13 protein-coding genes are annotated in these 16,647 nt (G+C 48.3%); 5 read left to right on the top strand and 8 right to left on the bottom strand.

Features of this window, described 5'->3' with window-relative positions:
* Positions 1-369: 369 nt before the first annotated feature.
* The 3 genes from NG833_RS13060 (at position 370) to NG833_RS13050 (ending at position 5,989) form a co-directional block, all read left to right on the top strand.
* Positions 370-1,395, top strand: coding sequence for a dihydroorotate dehydrogenase-like protein (locus tag NG833_RS13060; RefSeq protein ID WP_254565723.1), 1,026 nt, complete (start codon positions 370-372; stop codon positions 1,393-1,395).
* A gap of 460 nt (positions 1,396-1,855) precedes the next feature.
* Complete coding sequence (locus tag NG833_RS13055; protein WP_254565722.1) at positions 1,856-4,135, top strand: 6-phosphofructokinase; 2,280 nt, start codon at positions 1,856-1,858, stop codon at positions 4,133-4,135.
* 513 nt (positions 4,136-4,648) lie between these two features.
* Entirely contained in the window at positions 4,649-5,989 is a 1,341-nt protein-coding gene (locus NG833_RS13050; protein WP_254565721.1) for an SGNH/GDSL hydrolase family protein, read from the top strand.
* Between the two features lie 252 nt (positions 5,990-6,241).
* On the opposite strand, the gene NG833_RS13045 is transcribed toward NG833_RS13050, so the two are convergent.
* The 5 genes from NG833_RS13045 to NG833_RS13025 all read right to left on the bottom strand — a co-directional run bounded on the left by NG833_RS13045 (position 6,242) and on the right by NG833_RS13025 (position 11,606).
* The gene (locus tag NG833_RS13045) at positions 6,242-7,933 is read right to left on the bottom strand and encodes an NAD(P)H-quinone oxidoreductase subunit 4 (RefSeq protein WP_254565720.1); all 1,692 of its coding nucleotides are present in this window, start codon (positions 7,931-7,933) and stop codon (positions 6,242-6,244) included.
* 425 nt (positions 7,934-8,358) lie between these two features.
* The gene (gene aroQ, locus NG833_RS13040) at positions 8,359-8,811 is read right to left on the bottom strand and encodes a type II 3-dehydroquinate dehydratase (protein WP_254565719.1); all 453 of its coding nucleotides are present in this window, start codon (positions 8,809-8,811) and stop codon (positions 8,359-8,361) included.
* A 32-nt stretch (positions 8,812-8,843) separates the two neighbouring features.
* A complete protein-coding gene (locus NG833_RS13035; RefSeq protein WP_015151235.1) occupies positions 8,844-8,981 on the bottom strand; it encodes a hypothetical protein in 138 nt (45 codons plus the stop codon).
* Between the two features lie 257 nt (positions 8,982-9,238).
* Positions 9,239-10,495: a competence/damage-inducible protein A gene (locus NG833_RS13030; protein WP_254565718.1), complete on the bottom strand. Its 1,257-nt coding sequence runs from the start codon at positions 10,493-10,495 to the stop codon at positions 9,239-9,241.
* Positions 10,496-10,559: 64 nt separating this feature from the next.
* Complete coding sequence (locus NG833_RS13025) at positions 10,560-11,606, bottom strand: glycosyltransferase family 4 protein (RefSeq protein WP_254565717.1); 1,047 nt, start codon at positions 11,604-11,606, stop codon at positions 10,560-10,562.
* Between the two features lie 842 nt (positions 11,607-12,448).
* Here NG833_RS13025 and NG833_RS13020 point away from each other — a divergent pair.
* The gene (locus NG833_RS13020; protein ID WP_254565716.1) at positions 12,449-12,667 is read left to right on the top strand and encodes a hypothetical protein; all 219 of its coding nucleotides are present in this window, start codon (positions 12,449-12,451) and stop codon (positions 12,665-12,667) included.
* Between the two features lie 55 nt (positions 12,668-12,722).
* Complete coding sequence (locus tag NG833_RS13015) at positions 12,723-13,382, top strand: SDR family oxidoreductase (RefSeq protein WP_254565715.1); 660 nt, start codon at positions 12,723-12,725, stop codon at positions 13,380-13,382.
* Positions 13,383-13,411: 29 nt separating this feature from the next.
* Here NG833_RS13015 and NG833_RS13010 read toward each other — a convergent pair whose 3' ends face one another.
* From NG833_RS13010 to NG833_RS13000, 3 genes are all read right to left on the bottom strand, one after another.
* Positions 13,412-14,470, bottom strand: a complete 1,059-nt coding sequence (locus tag NG833_RS13010; RefSeq protein WP_254565714.1) for an endonuclease/exonuclease/phosphatase family protein — start codon at positions 14,468-14,470, stop codon at positions 13,412-13,414.
* Positions 14,471-14,556: 86 nt separating this feature from the next.
* On the bottom strand, positions 14,557-14,895 hold the full coding sequence (locus NG833_RS13005; RefSeq protein WP_254565713.1) for a DnaJ domain-containing protein: 339 nt from the start codon (positions 14,893-14,895) through the stop codon (positions 14,557-14,559).
* 79 nt (positions 14,896-14,974) lie between these two features.
* Positions 14,975-16,645, bottom strand: a complete 1,671-nt coding sequence (locus tag NG833_RS13000) for a dynamin family protein (protein ID WP_254565712.1) — start codon at positions 16,643-16,645, stop codon at positions 14,975-14,977.
* Positions 16,646-16,647 lie beyond the last annotated feature (2 nt).

Genomic DNA, 16,647 nt, shown 5'->3' with positions numbered 1-16,647 from the left:
GGGGAGGGTTAGGGTGGGGTTCTTCCCTGTGCCCCCGCAGGCTAAAGCCTGGGGCTACACGAACAAAGCCCGCCTGCGCGGGCTAATCCAGTCCGGTCCCCTCCCCTTAGCAAGGGGAGGGTTAGGGTGGGGTTCTTCCCAAGATATCAGGCTAATCCGGTCCCCTCCCCTTGGCAAGGGGAGGGCTAGGGTGGGGTTCTTCTCAAGAGTATGAGGAAGAAATTATATTTCACCCATACCGGAAATAACGACTGAAGTCGTTACTACGAACAAAGAGAACGACTGAAGTCGTTACTACGAACAAAGAGAACGACTGAAGTCGTTACTACAAAAATCTCTCCCATTTCCATAACAGGAGAACATAACATAATGGATCTGAGTACAGAATATCTCGGCTTACAACTGAAATCCCCCTTAATGCCATCGGCTGCCGCACCCCTAACCGAAGATTTAGACAACATCAAACGGTTAGAAGATGCAGGCGCAGGGGCAATAGTCCTCCATAGTATCTTTGCCGAACAACTCAAAATTGAACAACACGAACTCCATCATCACACGATTTCCCATACCGAAAGTTTTGCAGAAGCCCTCACTTATTTCCCTGAGCCCGATACCTATCATGTGGGACCGGAAACTTATCTGGAACATATTCGCCAAGCGAAAGAGAGTGTGGGAATTCCGATTATTGCCTCGTTGAATGGTTCTACCTTGGGCGATTGGGTGGATTATTCTCAACAAATCCAGGAAGCTGGGGCGGATGCTTTGGAATTAAATATCTATAGTATCCCCACGGATGCTGACCTCACCGGGGCGCAAATTGAGGAAGATTATCTCTCCATTGTAGAAGCGGTGCGCGCGGATGTCACCATTCCCCTGGCGGTGAAACTTAGCCCATTTTTCACCAATTTAGGAAATATGGCGATGCGCCTGGATCAAGCCGGTGCCAATGGGTTAATTTTGTTTAACCGCTTCATGCAGGCGGATATTTCCCCGGAAGAACTGGAAGTGTGGCCCCATCTCGTGTTGAGCAATCATCAGGAATCCCTACTCCCCATGCGCTGGCTGGGATTGCTCTATGGTCGCATCAATGCTGACCTTGCCGCAACCACGGGCATTCAAAAAGGACGGGATGCGGTGAAAATGTTGATGGTGGGGGCGAAAGTGACCCAAGTCTGTTCTCCCCTGTTGCGCCACGGCATCGGACATCTGCGGGAAATTGAACGGGAACTGGTGGAGTGGTTAGAGGAACATGAATATCACTCGGTGAAACAGGCGATCGGGACCATGAGTCAGATGAATGTGGCCGATCGCAGTGCCTATGAACGGGCGCAATACATGAAAGTGATTCAAAGTTTCGATTACGATCAGGCGATCGTCACCGCTTCCACTGTCTAAGCAATTTTCTCCCCTGACTTATTTTCCCAATGTCAGGAAATCCCCATCTGGCGGCATTGCCGCCTTTTTTTTGTCCCTATGATCCGCAGAATCACGAAATCGGCACAGTTCAACGTTCTTGTTCAACGTCACGACTTCAGTCGTTATCTTGTCAATGTTCAACGTCACGACTTCAGTCGTTATCCCTCTTGTTCAACGTCACGACTTCAGTCGTTATCCCTCTTGTTCAACGTCACGACTTCAGTCGTTATCCCTCTTGTTCAACGTCACGACTTCAGTCGTTTCCTCCCCACTTCTGCTCAATATCACCCCAAATTTATTAAAAAATATGAAAAAATCATCACCAAACCCCCGGCCCCACCAAACTAAAAAAGCCAGTTAAATTTTAAAATGCAAGATAAAGTTCTGGAATCTTGCCGGTTCAAGTTCATCGAATCAACCCTAACTTAAGGAGAAGTTCATGCATCAGAGAAAAAGACTAGGCGTATTAACCAGTGGGGGAGACTCGCCGGGAATGAATGCTGCGGTTAGGTCCGTGGTTCGGTCGGCGATCGCCCAGGGAATTGATGTATTTGCCATTTATGAAGGCTATCAGGGGATGGTGGAGGGGGGACAATGCGACCTAGAAAACCCGCGCCGTGTGGCCCCGGATGCGGAGGCTTGTATTCGCCAACTCCATTGGTATGACGTGGCGGGAATCTTGCATAAAGGGGGGACAATCATCGGAACGGCGCGATCGGCCCAGTTTCGGACAAGGGAAGGCCGGTTGCAGGCGGTTCGGAATCTGTTAGCCAATGATATTGATGGATTAGTGGCGATCGGGGGGGATGGCAGTCTCACAGGCGCTCACTTGTTCCGCAGTGAATGGCCGGAATTAGTCGCAGAACTTTTAGAACGAGGTGAGATTGAGGCCGAAGTTGCCGAACGTCACCGCCACTTAACCATTGTCGGATTAGCGGCATCCATTGATAATGATATGTATGGCAGTGACATGACGATCGGGACCGATACCGCCCTCCACCGCTTAACCGAAGCCGTAGACTCGATTTCCTCGACTGCTGCCAGTCATCAACGCACCTTTGTCGTGGAAGTGATGGGACGGCATTGCGGCTATCTGGCGTTAATGGGGGCATTAGCCACGGGTGCAGACTGGGTATTGATTCCCGAATGTCCTCCCGAGGGGGATTGCTGGGAGGAAAAAATGTGCCAAGTGCTCCAAGCGGGTCGAGAATCCGGGCGTCGGGATACCATTGTGATTGTCGCCGAAGGTGCGAAAGACCGTCTCGGCAACCCGATTTCTTGTGAATATGTGCGACAAGTGTTGGAAGAAAAACTCGGGGAAGATGCGCGAGTCACGATTTTAGGCCATGTGCAACGGGGAGGGTCGCCCACGGCATTTGACCGCAATTTAAGCACTTTGTTAGGTCATGCGGCGGTTAATGCCTTTCAAACGGCCACCCCAGACAGCGAATCCGTGCTGATTGGAATGCGGGGAAATCGGGTTTATCAAGCGCCGTTGATGCATTGTGTGGAACAAACCCATGCGGTGAGTCAGGCGATCGCCGATGGAGATTACGCCAAAGCGATGGATTTGCGGGGAGAGAACTTCAAAAATGCCTATCAAATTTTGCATACCCTGATGCAAGCTAAACCCAGTACCCCCGAACCCCGGGAAGGCAAACCCTTGAGATTCGCTATCCTCAACTGTGGCGCAACCGCCCCAGGAATGAATACCGCTGTGCGCGCTGCTGTCCGACTGGCGATCGACAAAGGACATACGATGTTAGGGGTCGAACATGGATTTCGCGGCTTAATTGAGGGACACATTAAAGAATTAAACTGGTTAAGTGTGCGAGGATGGGCGACGACGGGCGGTTCTGAGTTGGGGACTAGCCGCAAGATTCCCCAAAGCAAAGACTTTTATGCGATCGCCCGTCAAATCGAACGCCATGACATTAATGGACTGTTGATTATTGGCGGGTGGAGTGGCTATCAAGCCGCCTATCAACTCTATTCCCAATGTGAAACCTTCCCCGCCTTCAACATCCCCATCCTCTGTATTCCTGCCTCGATTAACAATAATCTCCCAGGGTGTGAACTGAGTATTGGGGCCGATACGGCTTTGAATAATATCATCGAAGCGGTGGATAAAATCAAGCAATCTGCGGTTGCTTCCAACCGCTGTTTTTTAGTGAAAGTGATGGGACGATACTGCGGCTATTTAGCGGTGATGAGTGGCTTGGCAACTGGGGCGGAACGGGTGTATATTAATGAGGAAGGGGTGGCTCTCACTGACTTGCAATCCGACCTCTCTACCCTGATTTCTGGATTTAAACAAGGGAAACGAGTGGGTTTAATTATCTGTAATGAAAATGCCCATCCGGTGTATGATAGCGACTTTATCTGTGATTTGTTTGCGGAAGAAGGAAAAGAAGTATTTCAAGTGAGAGAAGCCATTTTAGGCCATCTGCAACAAGGCGGCGACCCCACCCCCTTCGATCGCATCCAAGCCACCCGCTTCTCGGCGATCGGTCTCGACTTTCTCATCGAACAAGCCCAAAGACCTACACCCACCGGGGCTTTTATGGGAACCGAAGCCGGGAATGTGCGATTTATTGACCTAGGCATGATTCCGCGCATGGTAGACAAAGAACACCAACGCCCTAAAGAACAATGGTGGATGGAAACCGCTGAAATCGGCAAAATCCTCGCTCACACTGCACCCCCAACTCACGGGTGAACCCCTCTGAAGGACACGGCAGAAGCCGTGCCCTTCAAGCTATTAACAGAGAAATTTTATGAGGTGGAATTCCCTTAATTAGGATAGACTCTGTGCGTATTTCTCGAAAAGATTCAGGACTTACAACTTACCTTTTTAGTCGGAACCCGCTATGAGTTTACTCGCCCGCAAGAGGCGATCGCCTCCCTCAAAACCCTAGACTTAAAAAACCCTAAAGGTGATTTTCAACGGTTTGAGGTGGTGATTGATTATAACAATGGAGATTCAATCCGTGCCACTTTTCAGAACCAACTGTTACTCGCGGACTTTTTGCATAGTTTAGGCAACGAGTAGGGGCGTCACTCTTCTCGTCAGATGCTTCAACCTAACTACGCGGGTTGGTGATGCAACCCTTGAAGCTACTACTTATACAATCCTCTAAGGCAAATTTCCTAAAAACCCCATTTGTAGGTTAGGATAACCCTAGATCTTTAAAAAATCTGATTTACCCTGTTGTAGGAGTAACTGGAACCTATGTTATCTGCAATGACCCTATTTGACGAAGGGTTTTATTTGTCCCGAAATTCTGATGTAGCCGCAGCCGTTGCCAATGGGATATTTAGTAGTGCGGCCCAGCACTTTTTTGCGTTTGGAGACCAAGAAAACCGGGACCCGAGTGCGTTGTTTCAGACGGATTACTATCTCTCTCAAAATCCTGATGTAGCGGCTGCGATTTCCCCCAATCTGACGGCGTTTGACCATTTTATTAATTTCGGACACCGGGAAGGTCGAGATCCAACTCCCTTTTTTAATACCAACTTTTACGCCCAAACCAATCCCGATGTAGCCGAGGCGGTTCGTCAAGACCCGCTGACAGGTTTCTTCGCTCACTATATCACATTTGGGGCCCAGGAAGGTCGCAGTCCCGTCGCCTTTTTTGATCGGCGTTATTATCTGGAACAAAACCCTGGGGTTGCTGAGGTGGTTTCCCGAGGAGAGACGACAGCGATCGCCCATTTTATCAATTTCGGTCAGTCTGAGGGTCGTCTGCCTCGTCGCTTGTTTAATGAAATGTATGTCTTCGGCGACAGCCTTTCTGATGATGGGAATTTGTTTGCCTTAACCCTGGGATTATTTCCCCCAGAATCCCTTTATGACAATGGCAGATTTAGTAATGGACCCGTCTGGTCAGAACTTCTTCCCTCTCGTCTCGGGTTAGCGGTGAATCCCCAAACCAATATTGCTTTGGGGGGGGCAACCAGTGGAGAGCTTAATATCGTGAATTTGCGAAATCCTGAGTTACCTAGTTTACCGGGTTTGCAAACCCAAATCAATGCTTTTCTCGCCCAAACGCCGACCTCGAATCCGAATGGACTTTACACAATTTGGGCGGGTTCCAATGATTACCTGGAAGCTGGGGTGACGGATATCAATATTCCGGTGAATAATGTCGTGAATGCGGTGACTCAACTGGCAAATGATGGGGCTCGCAATTTTATGGTGATGAACCTCCCGGACTTGGGTAAGACTCCCGGAGTCAGAAATCGGGGACCGCAAGCGCAGCAATTTCTCTCCCAACTGTCGAATGCTCATAATGCAGCCTTAGCCGCAGCAATGGCTAATTTGGACCAAAACCCAAATATCAATATTATTCTGGTTGATGTTAATGGATTGGTCAATGATGCGATCGCCAATCCGAATCAATACGGATTTACAAATGTCACTGACCCCGCCCTACAATCCCCCGGAAGTGACCCCAATACTTTCCTATATTGGGATGACGTCCATCCCACCACTGTGAGTCATCAAATTATTGCCGATACCGCCCTTAAAACCGTGACTGACTTATCTCAATTGGTGAAGGTGATTCTCTAAGGGGTTTGCAAAATATAAATCATCCAACCGTTAAACTGATATGTGTAGGGGCGCAATGCTTGCGCCCTTGGGCGCAAGCATTGCGCCCCTACATTGACGGGGCTACTACGAACGAACGTTTTGGAGATTTTATTTTTTGGAGTTCTCTAATCTCCAGAACCATTAGAAAATGCGGGTATCTCACTGTAGCAAGATACCCGCATTTTCATGATTTTACCCCTTAAATGGGGTTTGAGCAGAATGCTTATTCGATTAATCTGGAGTGAATTCGGCGATTTTTGCCATTGGGGTGAGGCTGGGTGCCTTGAAGCCGATGGTTTCGCCCGATCGCACCTGGGCGTAGGCTTGGGTCGCTACGCTATTAATCGCCACGGTGGTATTGTCATACACCTGCATGGCAATTTTGGGATAACAACCGATCGCCACGATCGCTACCAAAAAACTCAAGGCGATCGCTACTTCCCGAGGGCGACTATCAATAAACGCCGCTTCTCCCGGTAAGATACAATTCGTCCCAAAACAAACTGCCGCTTGGTTTTCAATGAAGTCTTCCCGTAACTCCGGATCCGTGATGTCACAAGCCGGAATTTCCTTCGACCCGTAGAAGGACCCGTGAAACACTTGGCGGACCATCGACAGCAAATAAATCGGGGTTAAAATCACCCCAATGGCCGCCAGAAAGACCACAGCAATCCGGAAAGTCAAGCTATAAAAATCACTGGTGGCAATCCCAATAAAGACCGTCACCTCACTGGCAAATCCACTCATTCCCGGTAGGGCCAGAGATGCCATTGCACCGGCAGTATAGAGGGCAAAAACTTTGGGCATGAAAATCCCAATTCCCCCCATATCTTGCATGGTCATGGTATGAGTTCTGTCGTAAGTTACCCCAGTTAAGAAAAACAACACCGAGGCAATTAATCCGTGGGAAATCATCTGCAACATCGCCCCATTAATCCCTAAATCGGTGAAGGAGGCAATCCCAATTAACACAAATCCCATGTGGGAAACGGACGAGTAAGCCAGTCGCCGTTTCATGTTGGTTTGGGCAAAGGAAGTTAAGGCCCCGTAAACAATATTAACCACTCCCAAGGTGACCAAAACCGGGGCAAAATAAACATGAGCATCGGGCAGTAATCCCATGTTCATTCGCATTAATCCATACGCACCCATTTTTAATAACACCCCAGCCAAAATCATGGACACGGGGGCGGATGCTTCGCCGTGGGCGTCAGGCAGCCAGGTATGGAAGGGGAAGGCAGCGAGTTTGACGCCAAAGGCAATTAATAAACCCGCATAAAGGGGCAGTTGCAGGGCCAAGGGGAACTCTTTTAAGGCGATATCTGCAATATCAAAAGAAACAGGGCCGGGTCCAGAGAGGGCTAAAGCGAGTCCGGCAATTAGAATAAAGATGGAGGCTGCTGCGGTGTAGAGTAGAAATTTGATAGCAGCATATTGCCGTTTCGGTCCGCCCCAGATACAGACGAGGAGATAGACGGGGACGAGTTCGATTTCCCACATGATGAAGAATAGCAGCAGGTCTTGGGCGATGAATACCCCCACCTGGGCTGCATATAACACCAGCATCAGGAAGTAGAACATTCGCGGTTTGCGGTCTACTTGCCATGCGGACAGCAGGGCCATGCTGGTGACGAATCCGGCTAGGAGGACCAAGGGCATGGAGATGCCATCGACGGAGACGGTCCAACTGATGCCGAGTTGGGGAATCCAGCTAAATTGTTCGACGAGTTGAAAGCCGGAAATCTGGGGATCGTAATGTTGCCAGAAGAGGAGGCACATCAGGGCGAAGTCGGCGATCGCCACGCCGGTTGCATACCAGCGCAATACGTTTCCATCGCGATCGGGGATCACTGGAACCAGTAAGGCCGCCACTAGGGGCAGAGCAAATATAGTAGTTAACCAAGGAAATGAATCAGCAAGCATTGCAGTGATTTTTCTCTTTTTAAAGGGGCCAGGGGATTAATCTTGAACCTATTATGCCTGCTTTTGTAACATTTCTTTAACTTTTAGGGAAGGGATTAAGGAAATTTTATATTGAACCCCAGACAAAGGGTACTTAAGCCTAAATACCTAAATGTAGGGGGAAGTCCCTGGGATAGCGCTACATTTAGGTATTTAGGCTTAAGTCCTGTTCGAGAATCTGCTAATTCATCACTTTTTTGATAGCCATAGATTTTTAAGAGGGTCTGGTATCTTGAATGCTCTATATATTAATCTGATGTTGGCAATCTGCAATATATTGAGTAAATAAAAAGCACAACAGTAAAAGCCGATCGCCCGATCGTAAAGATGAGAGATGGGACTGAAGTGCCGCCCACCTCTCGGAAGAAATCCCCATCAGGGGGAGATTAACCGGATGGGTTGTTTTCTCGGAGATGATGGACCAACGCCTGAAGTCCCAGGCGATAACTATCGGGACCAAACCCGCTAATTTGCCCGATGGCGATCGCCGCAATATAGGAGTGATGGCGAAACGGTTCACGGCGATAAATATTGCTCAGGTGAACCTCCACGGTGGGAAGATTAACCCCGGCGATCGCATCTCGGATGGCCACACTCGTATGAGTATAAGCCCCAGCATTAATCAACAGACCTGAGTGCTGGTCCCTGGCGGCATGGATCGCATCAACCAGTACCCCCTCATGATTGGATTGCAACGCAGACAGCTTCACTTGCAAAGCCTGGGCCTCTGTTTCCAGCAAGCGATTAATATCTTCTAACGTCGCGCTACCATAGACTCCTGGCTCTCGTTGACCCAGGAGATTTAAGTTTGGTCCGTGCAGTACCAATATATTCAGCAATCGCAGATGCCTACGCCTTTAACACTATAAATTTACCGACGCCGACGGGGTTCGTTGACTGGAATAGGAATCGGTTCCGGTTCCGGTTCTGCCTCTGGACCGAGAAGGGCCTCAATAATTTTGCGCGCCCATTCTTTTAATTTGTCGATTAGGTTATCTATATAATCCATTGAAAAGACAGCTCCTTGAGTCCAGGCTATCGCTCTACTACTTGACGGCAGTTTCTGAGTGCCGTCTGTCACAGAATTGGAATCACTCTGTTTCTTTGATCATAACGAATCCTGAGAAATGAGCAAGTACACTCAACCGTACAAAACCGCCTTTTGGGGATCGGCCCCAGGCCGTTAGCTCAGGCCACTCCCTATATGTAGGAATTTTTGAAAATCCAGACGCTACAGGTAGCGTCTTGTCACAAATATTAAGAATGTTAAGCTATTCTTAACATTTTTCTTCTGAGGCAGTCCAGAGCACTTTCGGCGCTGTAATGACGAATCAAGTCCCTTTCTTGGAACGCGCTCAAGCGGAATTCAAAACTTTCCACCTCACGGTTGGGTCCAGCTAACCCGATATAAACTAACCCCACAGGTTTGGTCTCGCTGCCACCGCCAGGACCCGCAATCCCCGTCACACTCAGACCCCAAGTTGCACCTAATTTAGCGCGGACCCCGAGGGCCATTTGTTGAGCCACAATGTCACTGACAGCACCTTCCCGGGCTAAATCCGCTGAGTTGACATCCAGAAGCCCGATTTTTACCGAATTGTCATAAGCAATCACCCCGCCTAAGAAATAGCGAGAACTGCCGGAAATGGCGGTGAGGAGACTGCCGATACTTCCCCCGGTACAGGATTCGGCCACGGCGAGGGTTTGGCCCTGTTGGAGGAGTAACTCACCCACCACTGAAGCGAGGGTATCCTGGTCATACCCAAAATAGTCAAATCCAGCGATCACTTGAATCTGTTGCTGCACTGGGGCGATCGCTGCTTGTGCTGCGGTTTCATTGGAGGCGCGGGCGGAAACCCGGAGTCTGACCTCACCATTGAGGGCATAAGGAGCCACCGTGGGATTGGTCAAATCCAGTAACGGAGCCACTTTTTCCGCTAAAACCGACTCAGAAACGCCCCAAAATTTCAACATTCGACTGTAGATAATATCCTGACCCCAGCCTTGGGCTTTCAGGTACGGGACAGCCGTTTCTTGCCACATTCGGTACATTTCCTTGGGAACTCCAGGAAAGGTCAAAATCGTCAAATTAGGGCGAGGCTGCCAGATGATGCCCGGGGCCGTGCCGAGGGGATTGGGTAAAATCTCCGCACCGGCAGGAATTGAGGCTTGTTTGCGATTGCTGAGTGCCATAGGCCGACCGCGAGAGGCATATTTTTGGATCAGACCTTCGAGAATGTCCGGTCTTTGGACCATTTCCACCCCAAAACAAGCCGCGAGGGTTTCGTGGGTGAGGTCATCGGGGGTGGGGCCGAGACCGCCGGTAAAGATGAGAATTTGGGCAGAACGCTCAACGGCGATCGCCACCACCTGTTTAATGCGGTCTGGATTGTCCCCGACCACGGTTTGAAAATAATGAGGGATACCCAGTCCCGCCAGTTGTTTCGCTAAAAATTGAGAGTTGCTGTTAAGAATATCTCCTAACAGCAATTCTGTGCCAACACAAATAATCTCAGCACTCATGAATGTTTGAAAATAGAGTTTACATGATAGACAGGCAGGGGCGTGACTGTTCCCGGGTTCAGGGTTATAACCTCGCGTGTTTCTTCACCTTCCAACTGGCATAGCTGAGTAAAGCCGTTGCCGCAAAAGCGTAGGCGATGCCACTGGGAATCCCGGCAAATGCCAAGGCTATACTACCGACCCAAATGGTTAGGGCGTAAATAAACAGAACGGTTAAGCGATGGGAGAGTCCCGCTTCAAGGAGACGGTGGTGCAGATGGCGTTTATCGGCGGTAAAGGGAGATTTGCCATTGCGAATGCGATCGACAATCACCGCTGACATATCCAAAATCGGCACCGCTAGAATGATATAAGGCAGAACCACCGCCGTAACAGCCGTGGTTTTCACCAAACCCACTACCCCGACCCCCGCCAGGGTGAAGCCAATAAAATAGGAGCCACCATCCCCCATGAAAATTTGGGCCGGATTAAAGTTGTACCGGAGGAAGCCCAAGGTGGCACCGGCTAAGGCAGCGGCAATCAACGCGGCGGCGGGTTGATGCATAAACAGACTCACCATGAGCATGACTAAGGCGGCAATGCCAGAAACACCTGCCGCCAAACCATCTAATCCATCGATCCAGTTAATGGCATTGGTCATACCAACCAGCCAGATCACGGTGATGGGATAGCTAATCAAGTCAGGGAATTTAACTAATCCCAGAAAGGGAATGGTTAAAAATTCAATTTGAACCCCGACTGCCCAAGCCCCACTAGCACAGATGGTTTGTAATAGGAGTCGTAACAACGGAGAGAGTCCGTATAAATCGTCAGCAAGTCCGATCGCGAAAAAGGCAAGGCCGCCTAGGGTGAGGCCCCAAATTTCGTACTCTTTTGGAGTGGGCAAGACGCCAAATCCACCCATCCACCAGACGATTAATAGGGCTAGGGTTGTCCCTAGGAAGATTGATACGCCTCCCAAGCGCACCATTGGCTGGCGGTGTACCTTGCGTTCTGAGGGAAGATCAACTCGGCCACTTTTAATCCCAATTTTTTTGACCACCGGCGTCGTTGCAAGGACAACAAGGGCGGCGACGATAAAAGCAACCAGATGGTAGAGCTGGTAAGGCATCAGAATAAACTCAGTTGCAAGACAAAAAACATCTCAGGCAAATTCTACCTACATTTACTACATTTAACTGAACCGAGCTACGGATGAAAGTGAAAGATTTATTAAAATAAAGCAGTAATGGTTTTCAAAAGTTTAGTGGGGGCGTTGCGAGGGGGGGAGGTGGGTGACAACCCTCATCACTGGATGCCCCGATCGCCCCTAAGGTTATAACCCAAATAAGCCTAACGCTTTTTTAGCCAATTTCAGCAGGAAGTTGTAGATGGGATGCGATCGGGTGAAATAATCTTTATAATAATTTCTGCCCTGTCCGCTTTCCTTGTTGGGAGGGGAGGGGTCTGAGAATGACTCGGGCGATCGCTCTCTAGAGGGAAGATCGAGTTAAATCTGCGGTTACTGCATTTGTTCCGGGTTCTACCCACCTGATCGGATCAAGGAATCAATCAGGCTCTATTTCAGTGAAATTATTCTACCCGTGCATCGGGTCATCATCGGGTCATCTCTCAATAGATGATTTAACCCGCTACTCTAAAAAACCCCGGGTTAAATCTGGTCCCCCTTAAGAAGTGGCACAGTTCCTCATCAAGGGTTCCCCGACGGTAGGAAACTGGAAAAAGAAGAGGGAGATCCAGGAATTACAGTTTTGTTCACTCCGGTTAGGGGGAACAGTTCTGAATCAATGGGTGACTTCATTCTGAAGAGTTCCCTATCAATGCTGTGTAAAACGGGGGGATGTTTGGACTGTTGCCCGGGATTTAATCGGGTCCAAAATTTTAGCTGAAAGATGGTCTAAACCCATTCCGTATAAACATCTGGGATAATCGAGGAGAAGAGGAGAAGAGGAAATGGAAGTGACAACAGTCACCCAAAAATTGCGGCAAAATCCTTATGAGGTTTATCGAGACCCAATTACGGGTCAATGGATGGTGATCAAAAATCCGAAACTGCCCAGCGATCGCCATGTTAATCCTTCTAAGCCTTTATCGAACTTAGCTCAATCCCTGAAGACAGGAGAGAGTCAGGAATTGCACTCAGAGGGTGGGGAAGCGCCCCTCAAAGAATAAATCAAATTGATTTAAAATAGGGAGCGAATGATTTAGGGTGAGATAGATTACCAACATGGCAACTTATTTAGTCACAGGAACTGCACGCGGCATTGGGTTAGCCTTGTGCCAGCAGTTACAGGAACGAGGGGACCAGGCGATCGCCGTTTGCCGTCAGTCCTCCCCGGAGTTAGATGCATTAGGGATTCGCGTCGAAACTGGAATTGATATTACTTCGAGTCAAACCCTCAAAGAACTGGTGCAGCGATTGCAGGGGATATCCTTGGATGTGTTGGTCAATAATGCGGGTATTTTAGAAGCAGACAGCCTTGATCGCCTGGATTTTGACAGCATTCAACGGCAGTTTGAAGTCAATGCCTTGGGAACATTGCGGGTGACTCAGGCACTACTCCCGTTGCTCTCTCAGGGGTCCAAGATTGGGATTGTCACCAGTCGCATGGGTTCCATTGAGGATAATAGTTCCGGGGGTTATTATGGGTATCGGATGTCGAAAGTCGCTGTCAGTATGGCCGGGAAATCCCTGGCGATCGATTTGAAACCTCGCAAAATCGCGGTCGGGATTGTACATCCCGGGTTAGTTCAGACCCGAATGACGGATTTTACGGGAATTTCTACCGGGGAAGCAGCGCATGGTATCATTCAGCGCCTGGATCATCTCACCCTGGATAATTCCGGTACGTTTTGGCACGCCAATGGCGAAGTGTTACCGTGGTAAAACAGGGGAAGTGATCCTGTGATGAAAACTTAGTCCAGTTGGAGTGTAACAGATGCCTCTATGGGGAGATGTTCCGAACCTGTAGGGGGTAAAACCTGACTCGATGTTGCACTCCACTCGGCAGAGTACCAAATCTGATCAATTCTGAACAGGGGATGGGTGAGTCTCCAGTTAATCTGTTTAATCAAGTCACTTAAAGGCCATCCATAAGGCCAAGTAAATCCAAACCCATACCCAGAGTGTTTGTAAGCATCTTCCATGACAGTTTGTAACCGTCGGTAATCTTGAGATGTATCGGTGAGATTAAAATCGCCAGCAGCAATCACGGGTAGGGTTTCTTGGTGGATGCGATCGATTAAATCAGCAATTTGGAGATTGCGATCGCCGTATTCGTAGGTGGGAATCGTCAGATTTCCGATCCAGGGTTGAGGCCGAATCCAAGGGGCAATGGTTTGCACATTATACACCACAACGGGCTGCCCTTCAATGTCTACAATTGCCCGTTGCTGAAATTCTTCGAGTTCCGCCAGGTGAATCATTTTTTTGTCTACGATGGGATATCGACTAAACATCCCAACTCGATTTCCAAAAAAGGTGTAGGGGTATAATTCTTCCACATAAGGGACAACTTTATGGGTGTTTCGTTTCGTGGTTTCTTGCAATAAAACAATATCCGGCGTTTCGGATTGCAGTAACTCCACTAAACTCTCAGTTTTGGTACTATGCCAAGTTAGATTCAGGGATAAGATTTTGACCGTTAAGGCATCATCCGCGATCGAGGCGGGTTTAGGGGACCAATAGGTTGAATGCAACCAACCTATCAGGATTAAGCAAACGATGGAAGAGGCGATCGTCAATCTTTTTTGTCGGAGAATTAACCCAGCAATTCCCGGGATGAGAAACAGGGGAAACAGAATCCAAGGAATGAGAATACCAATCAAGGCCACAATCCAAAGTTCATCCCAAAAAATCAGCCTTAAAACAACATAAATGGCTAAAAATAGAAGATAGCTATAGAGCAAGACCAGAGCAATGGCCTGGATGAGTCTTAAAAATAACAGTTTCAGGGGCTGGAATCGATTGAACATATTTTTTAAAACGACTCTATTTAATGGATTGCGGCAATAGAATCACTCTGAGATTAGGTTACTAAAAACTTGACAATATAGTACCTTTAATCTCGTACTTCAGCACATATTTTATCATAAACTTCGTTCATTTTTTGGATGACTTCCTGAGCCTTTTTTTGCTGTTCGGGATTATCATAAAATAAATCCGGATGCCATTTTTTCAGTAAAGCTCGATAAGCTTGTTTCACCTCTTTCAACGAAGCATTGGAGTTCAGTCCGAGGATTTTGTAAAACCGAGCGATTTTATCGCTGACAGGTGGCGGGGGTGTTGGGGTAGGGGAATTTGTGGCATCGGGAGGCGATCGCAAGTTCATCTGTTTCAGCTTGGCCAATTCTGCATCCATTTCCCATGCTTGAAATTTGGCTTCCAACGGGTCAATCATTCCCAAAACCTCCTCAGTTGAATTTGCCCCAGCGGGGTTAGCCCATATCCGAATAGCACTCCTTCACTTTCCCGTAAATTCAAGTTTCTTTCAAAGACTGCACATCCTGAGTTAACGCATTCAATACATTCTGTAAAAACTGAATTTGATGGCGCTGTTTTATCATTTCGGATGAGGGCTTCGGTGGTTGAAATTGAATCACAGACAAGGCTATTTTTTCATAGTCTTGCAGAGTCAAAAAAGCCGCTTCACTGAACCTCGTCAGATAATCCTCCACCGCTTTTTTATAGATCGTTTGTAAATCAGGAGAGTTCACAGGAGTGGCAGGAGTGGCGGGGGTGGATGAATTGGGTTCAACAATTCGATTCAAGATATAATAAGCACTGCGAGCCACCGTATTGCCCACAGGACTTTCTAATAGCCAATCCAATGTCTTCTCCCCCGGGATAGCGCTGGCACGTTTTGGCGACTTAGGAGTAGAGGGAGTTTGGGTAACGGTGACAGAGGGAGAGTCAGGAAATTTCAGGGTTAATACTCCAGGGTGAGGGTGATTAAAAAACTCACAAGCTTTATTCACCCAATTGGTAATTTCTTGCTGATATTGAACCATTGCCGGTTGAAAAGATTGCGTTTCCCAGGTGCGAAATTGACCCTGTTGGAGTGCAGCGATCGCCTCTAGTTCATATCGTTTTAACAGGTTCGGTAAATACAGCTTACTTTGCAAATCAGAAACGCTCCCCTCAAACCCCTGTTTAATCAGTTTTTCCGCCTTCTGTTGCAACTGAATTTTATTGGCCTGTTTTTCTTCAGCAACGGCTAACTCAGTAGTTACCCCTTCCAGTTTTGCCGTGAGAGACTGGCAGATTTGAGCGGCGATCGCCTCTAAGCGCGGCAACCAATTGGCAGTTTTTTCTTGATGAAATGCCACAATACTTTGCAGCGCCGATTCAAACATCGGTAGTCCTGTCATCTGTGCTGCTGCCGCATCCCCTTTTAGTCTTGCTCTGAGGGCTGGTAAAGCATCAACTCGATACAAATTACTAATTCCTGGAGGCAAATTGGAGCGAAAACTTTCCGCCACAAACCGCATCCGACTGGACACTTCTTTTTGGTCATCAGGGTCCATTAAGTTCATAAAATTGACCGCAAATACCACCGTTTCAATCCCGCGATCGAGCAGCCAATCCCGGAGATTTTCCCGTTCTCCCAGGGTCATCAACTTACGAGCATCCAGTACCTGCACTACTAAATCAGCGCTTAACAGTTGGTTTCTGACTAGATTATCCTGTTCTTCCCGGTCATTGGTTCCCGGCAAATCCAAAAATTCTACCCCAATTTGCAGGAAAGAATGGGGACAGAACACCTCCACCTGAGCGACATCATTTCGCATCCGGCGGTCTTGGTCTAAAATAGCATATTGCTTGAGGATAGCCGTCCCGCGATCGCTGATTACCTGTCCATCCTTTAAAGTAATTTTAGCGCTCAGTTCTTCCCCATATTTAACATGAATTGCCGCCCCCGTTGTCGGAATTAAATCAATTGGCAAAGTCCGCTGTCCCAGCAAAGCATTGAGCAAGGTAGATTTGCCATAATTAAAAGGACCAAAAACGGCAATCCGAAAGCCCGGATTTTCCAACGCTTCGCAAATGGTCAGGCTATCTTGATACAGGGGTAAACTTTTATCCAGTTCTAATGCCCCTAATGCTGCCCTGATATTCCTGACTACATCTTGATAAATTTCCTGCTGCATCT

The sequence above is a fragment of the Oscillatoria sp. HE19RPO genome, from assembly GCF_024220515.1.
Taxonomy (GTDB): Bacteria; Cyanobacteriota; Cyanobacteriia; order Cyanobacteriales; family Laspinemataceae; genus Laspinema.
This window is presented reverse-complemented; position numbering and strand designations above follow the sequence as displayed.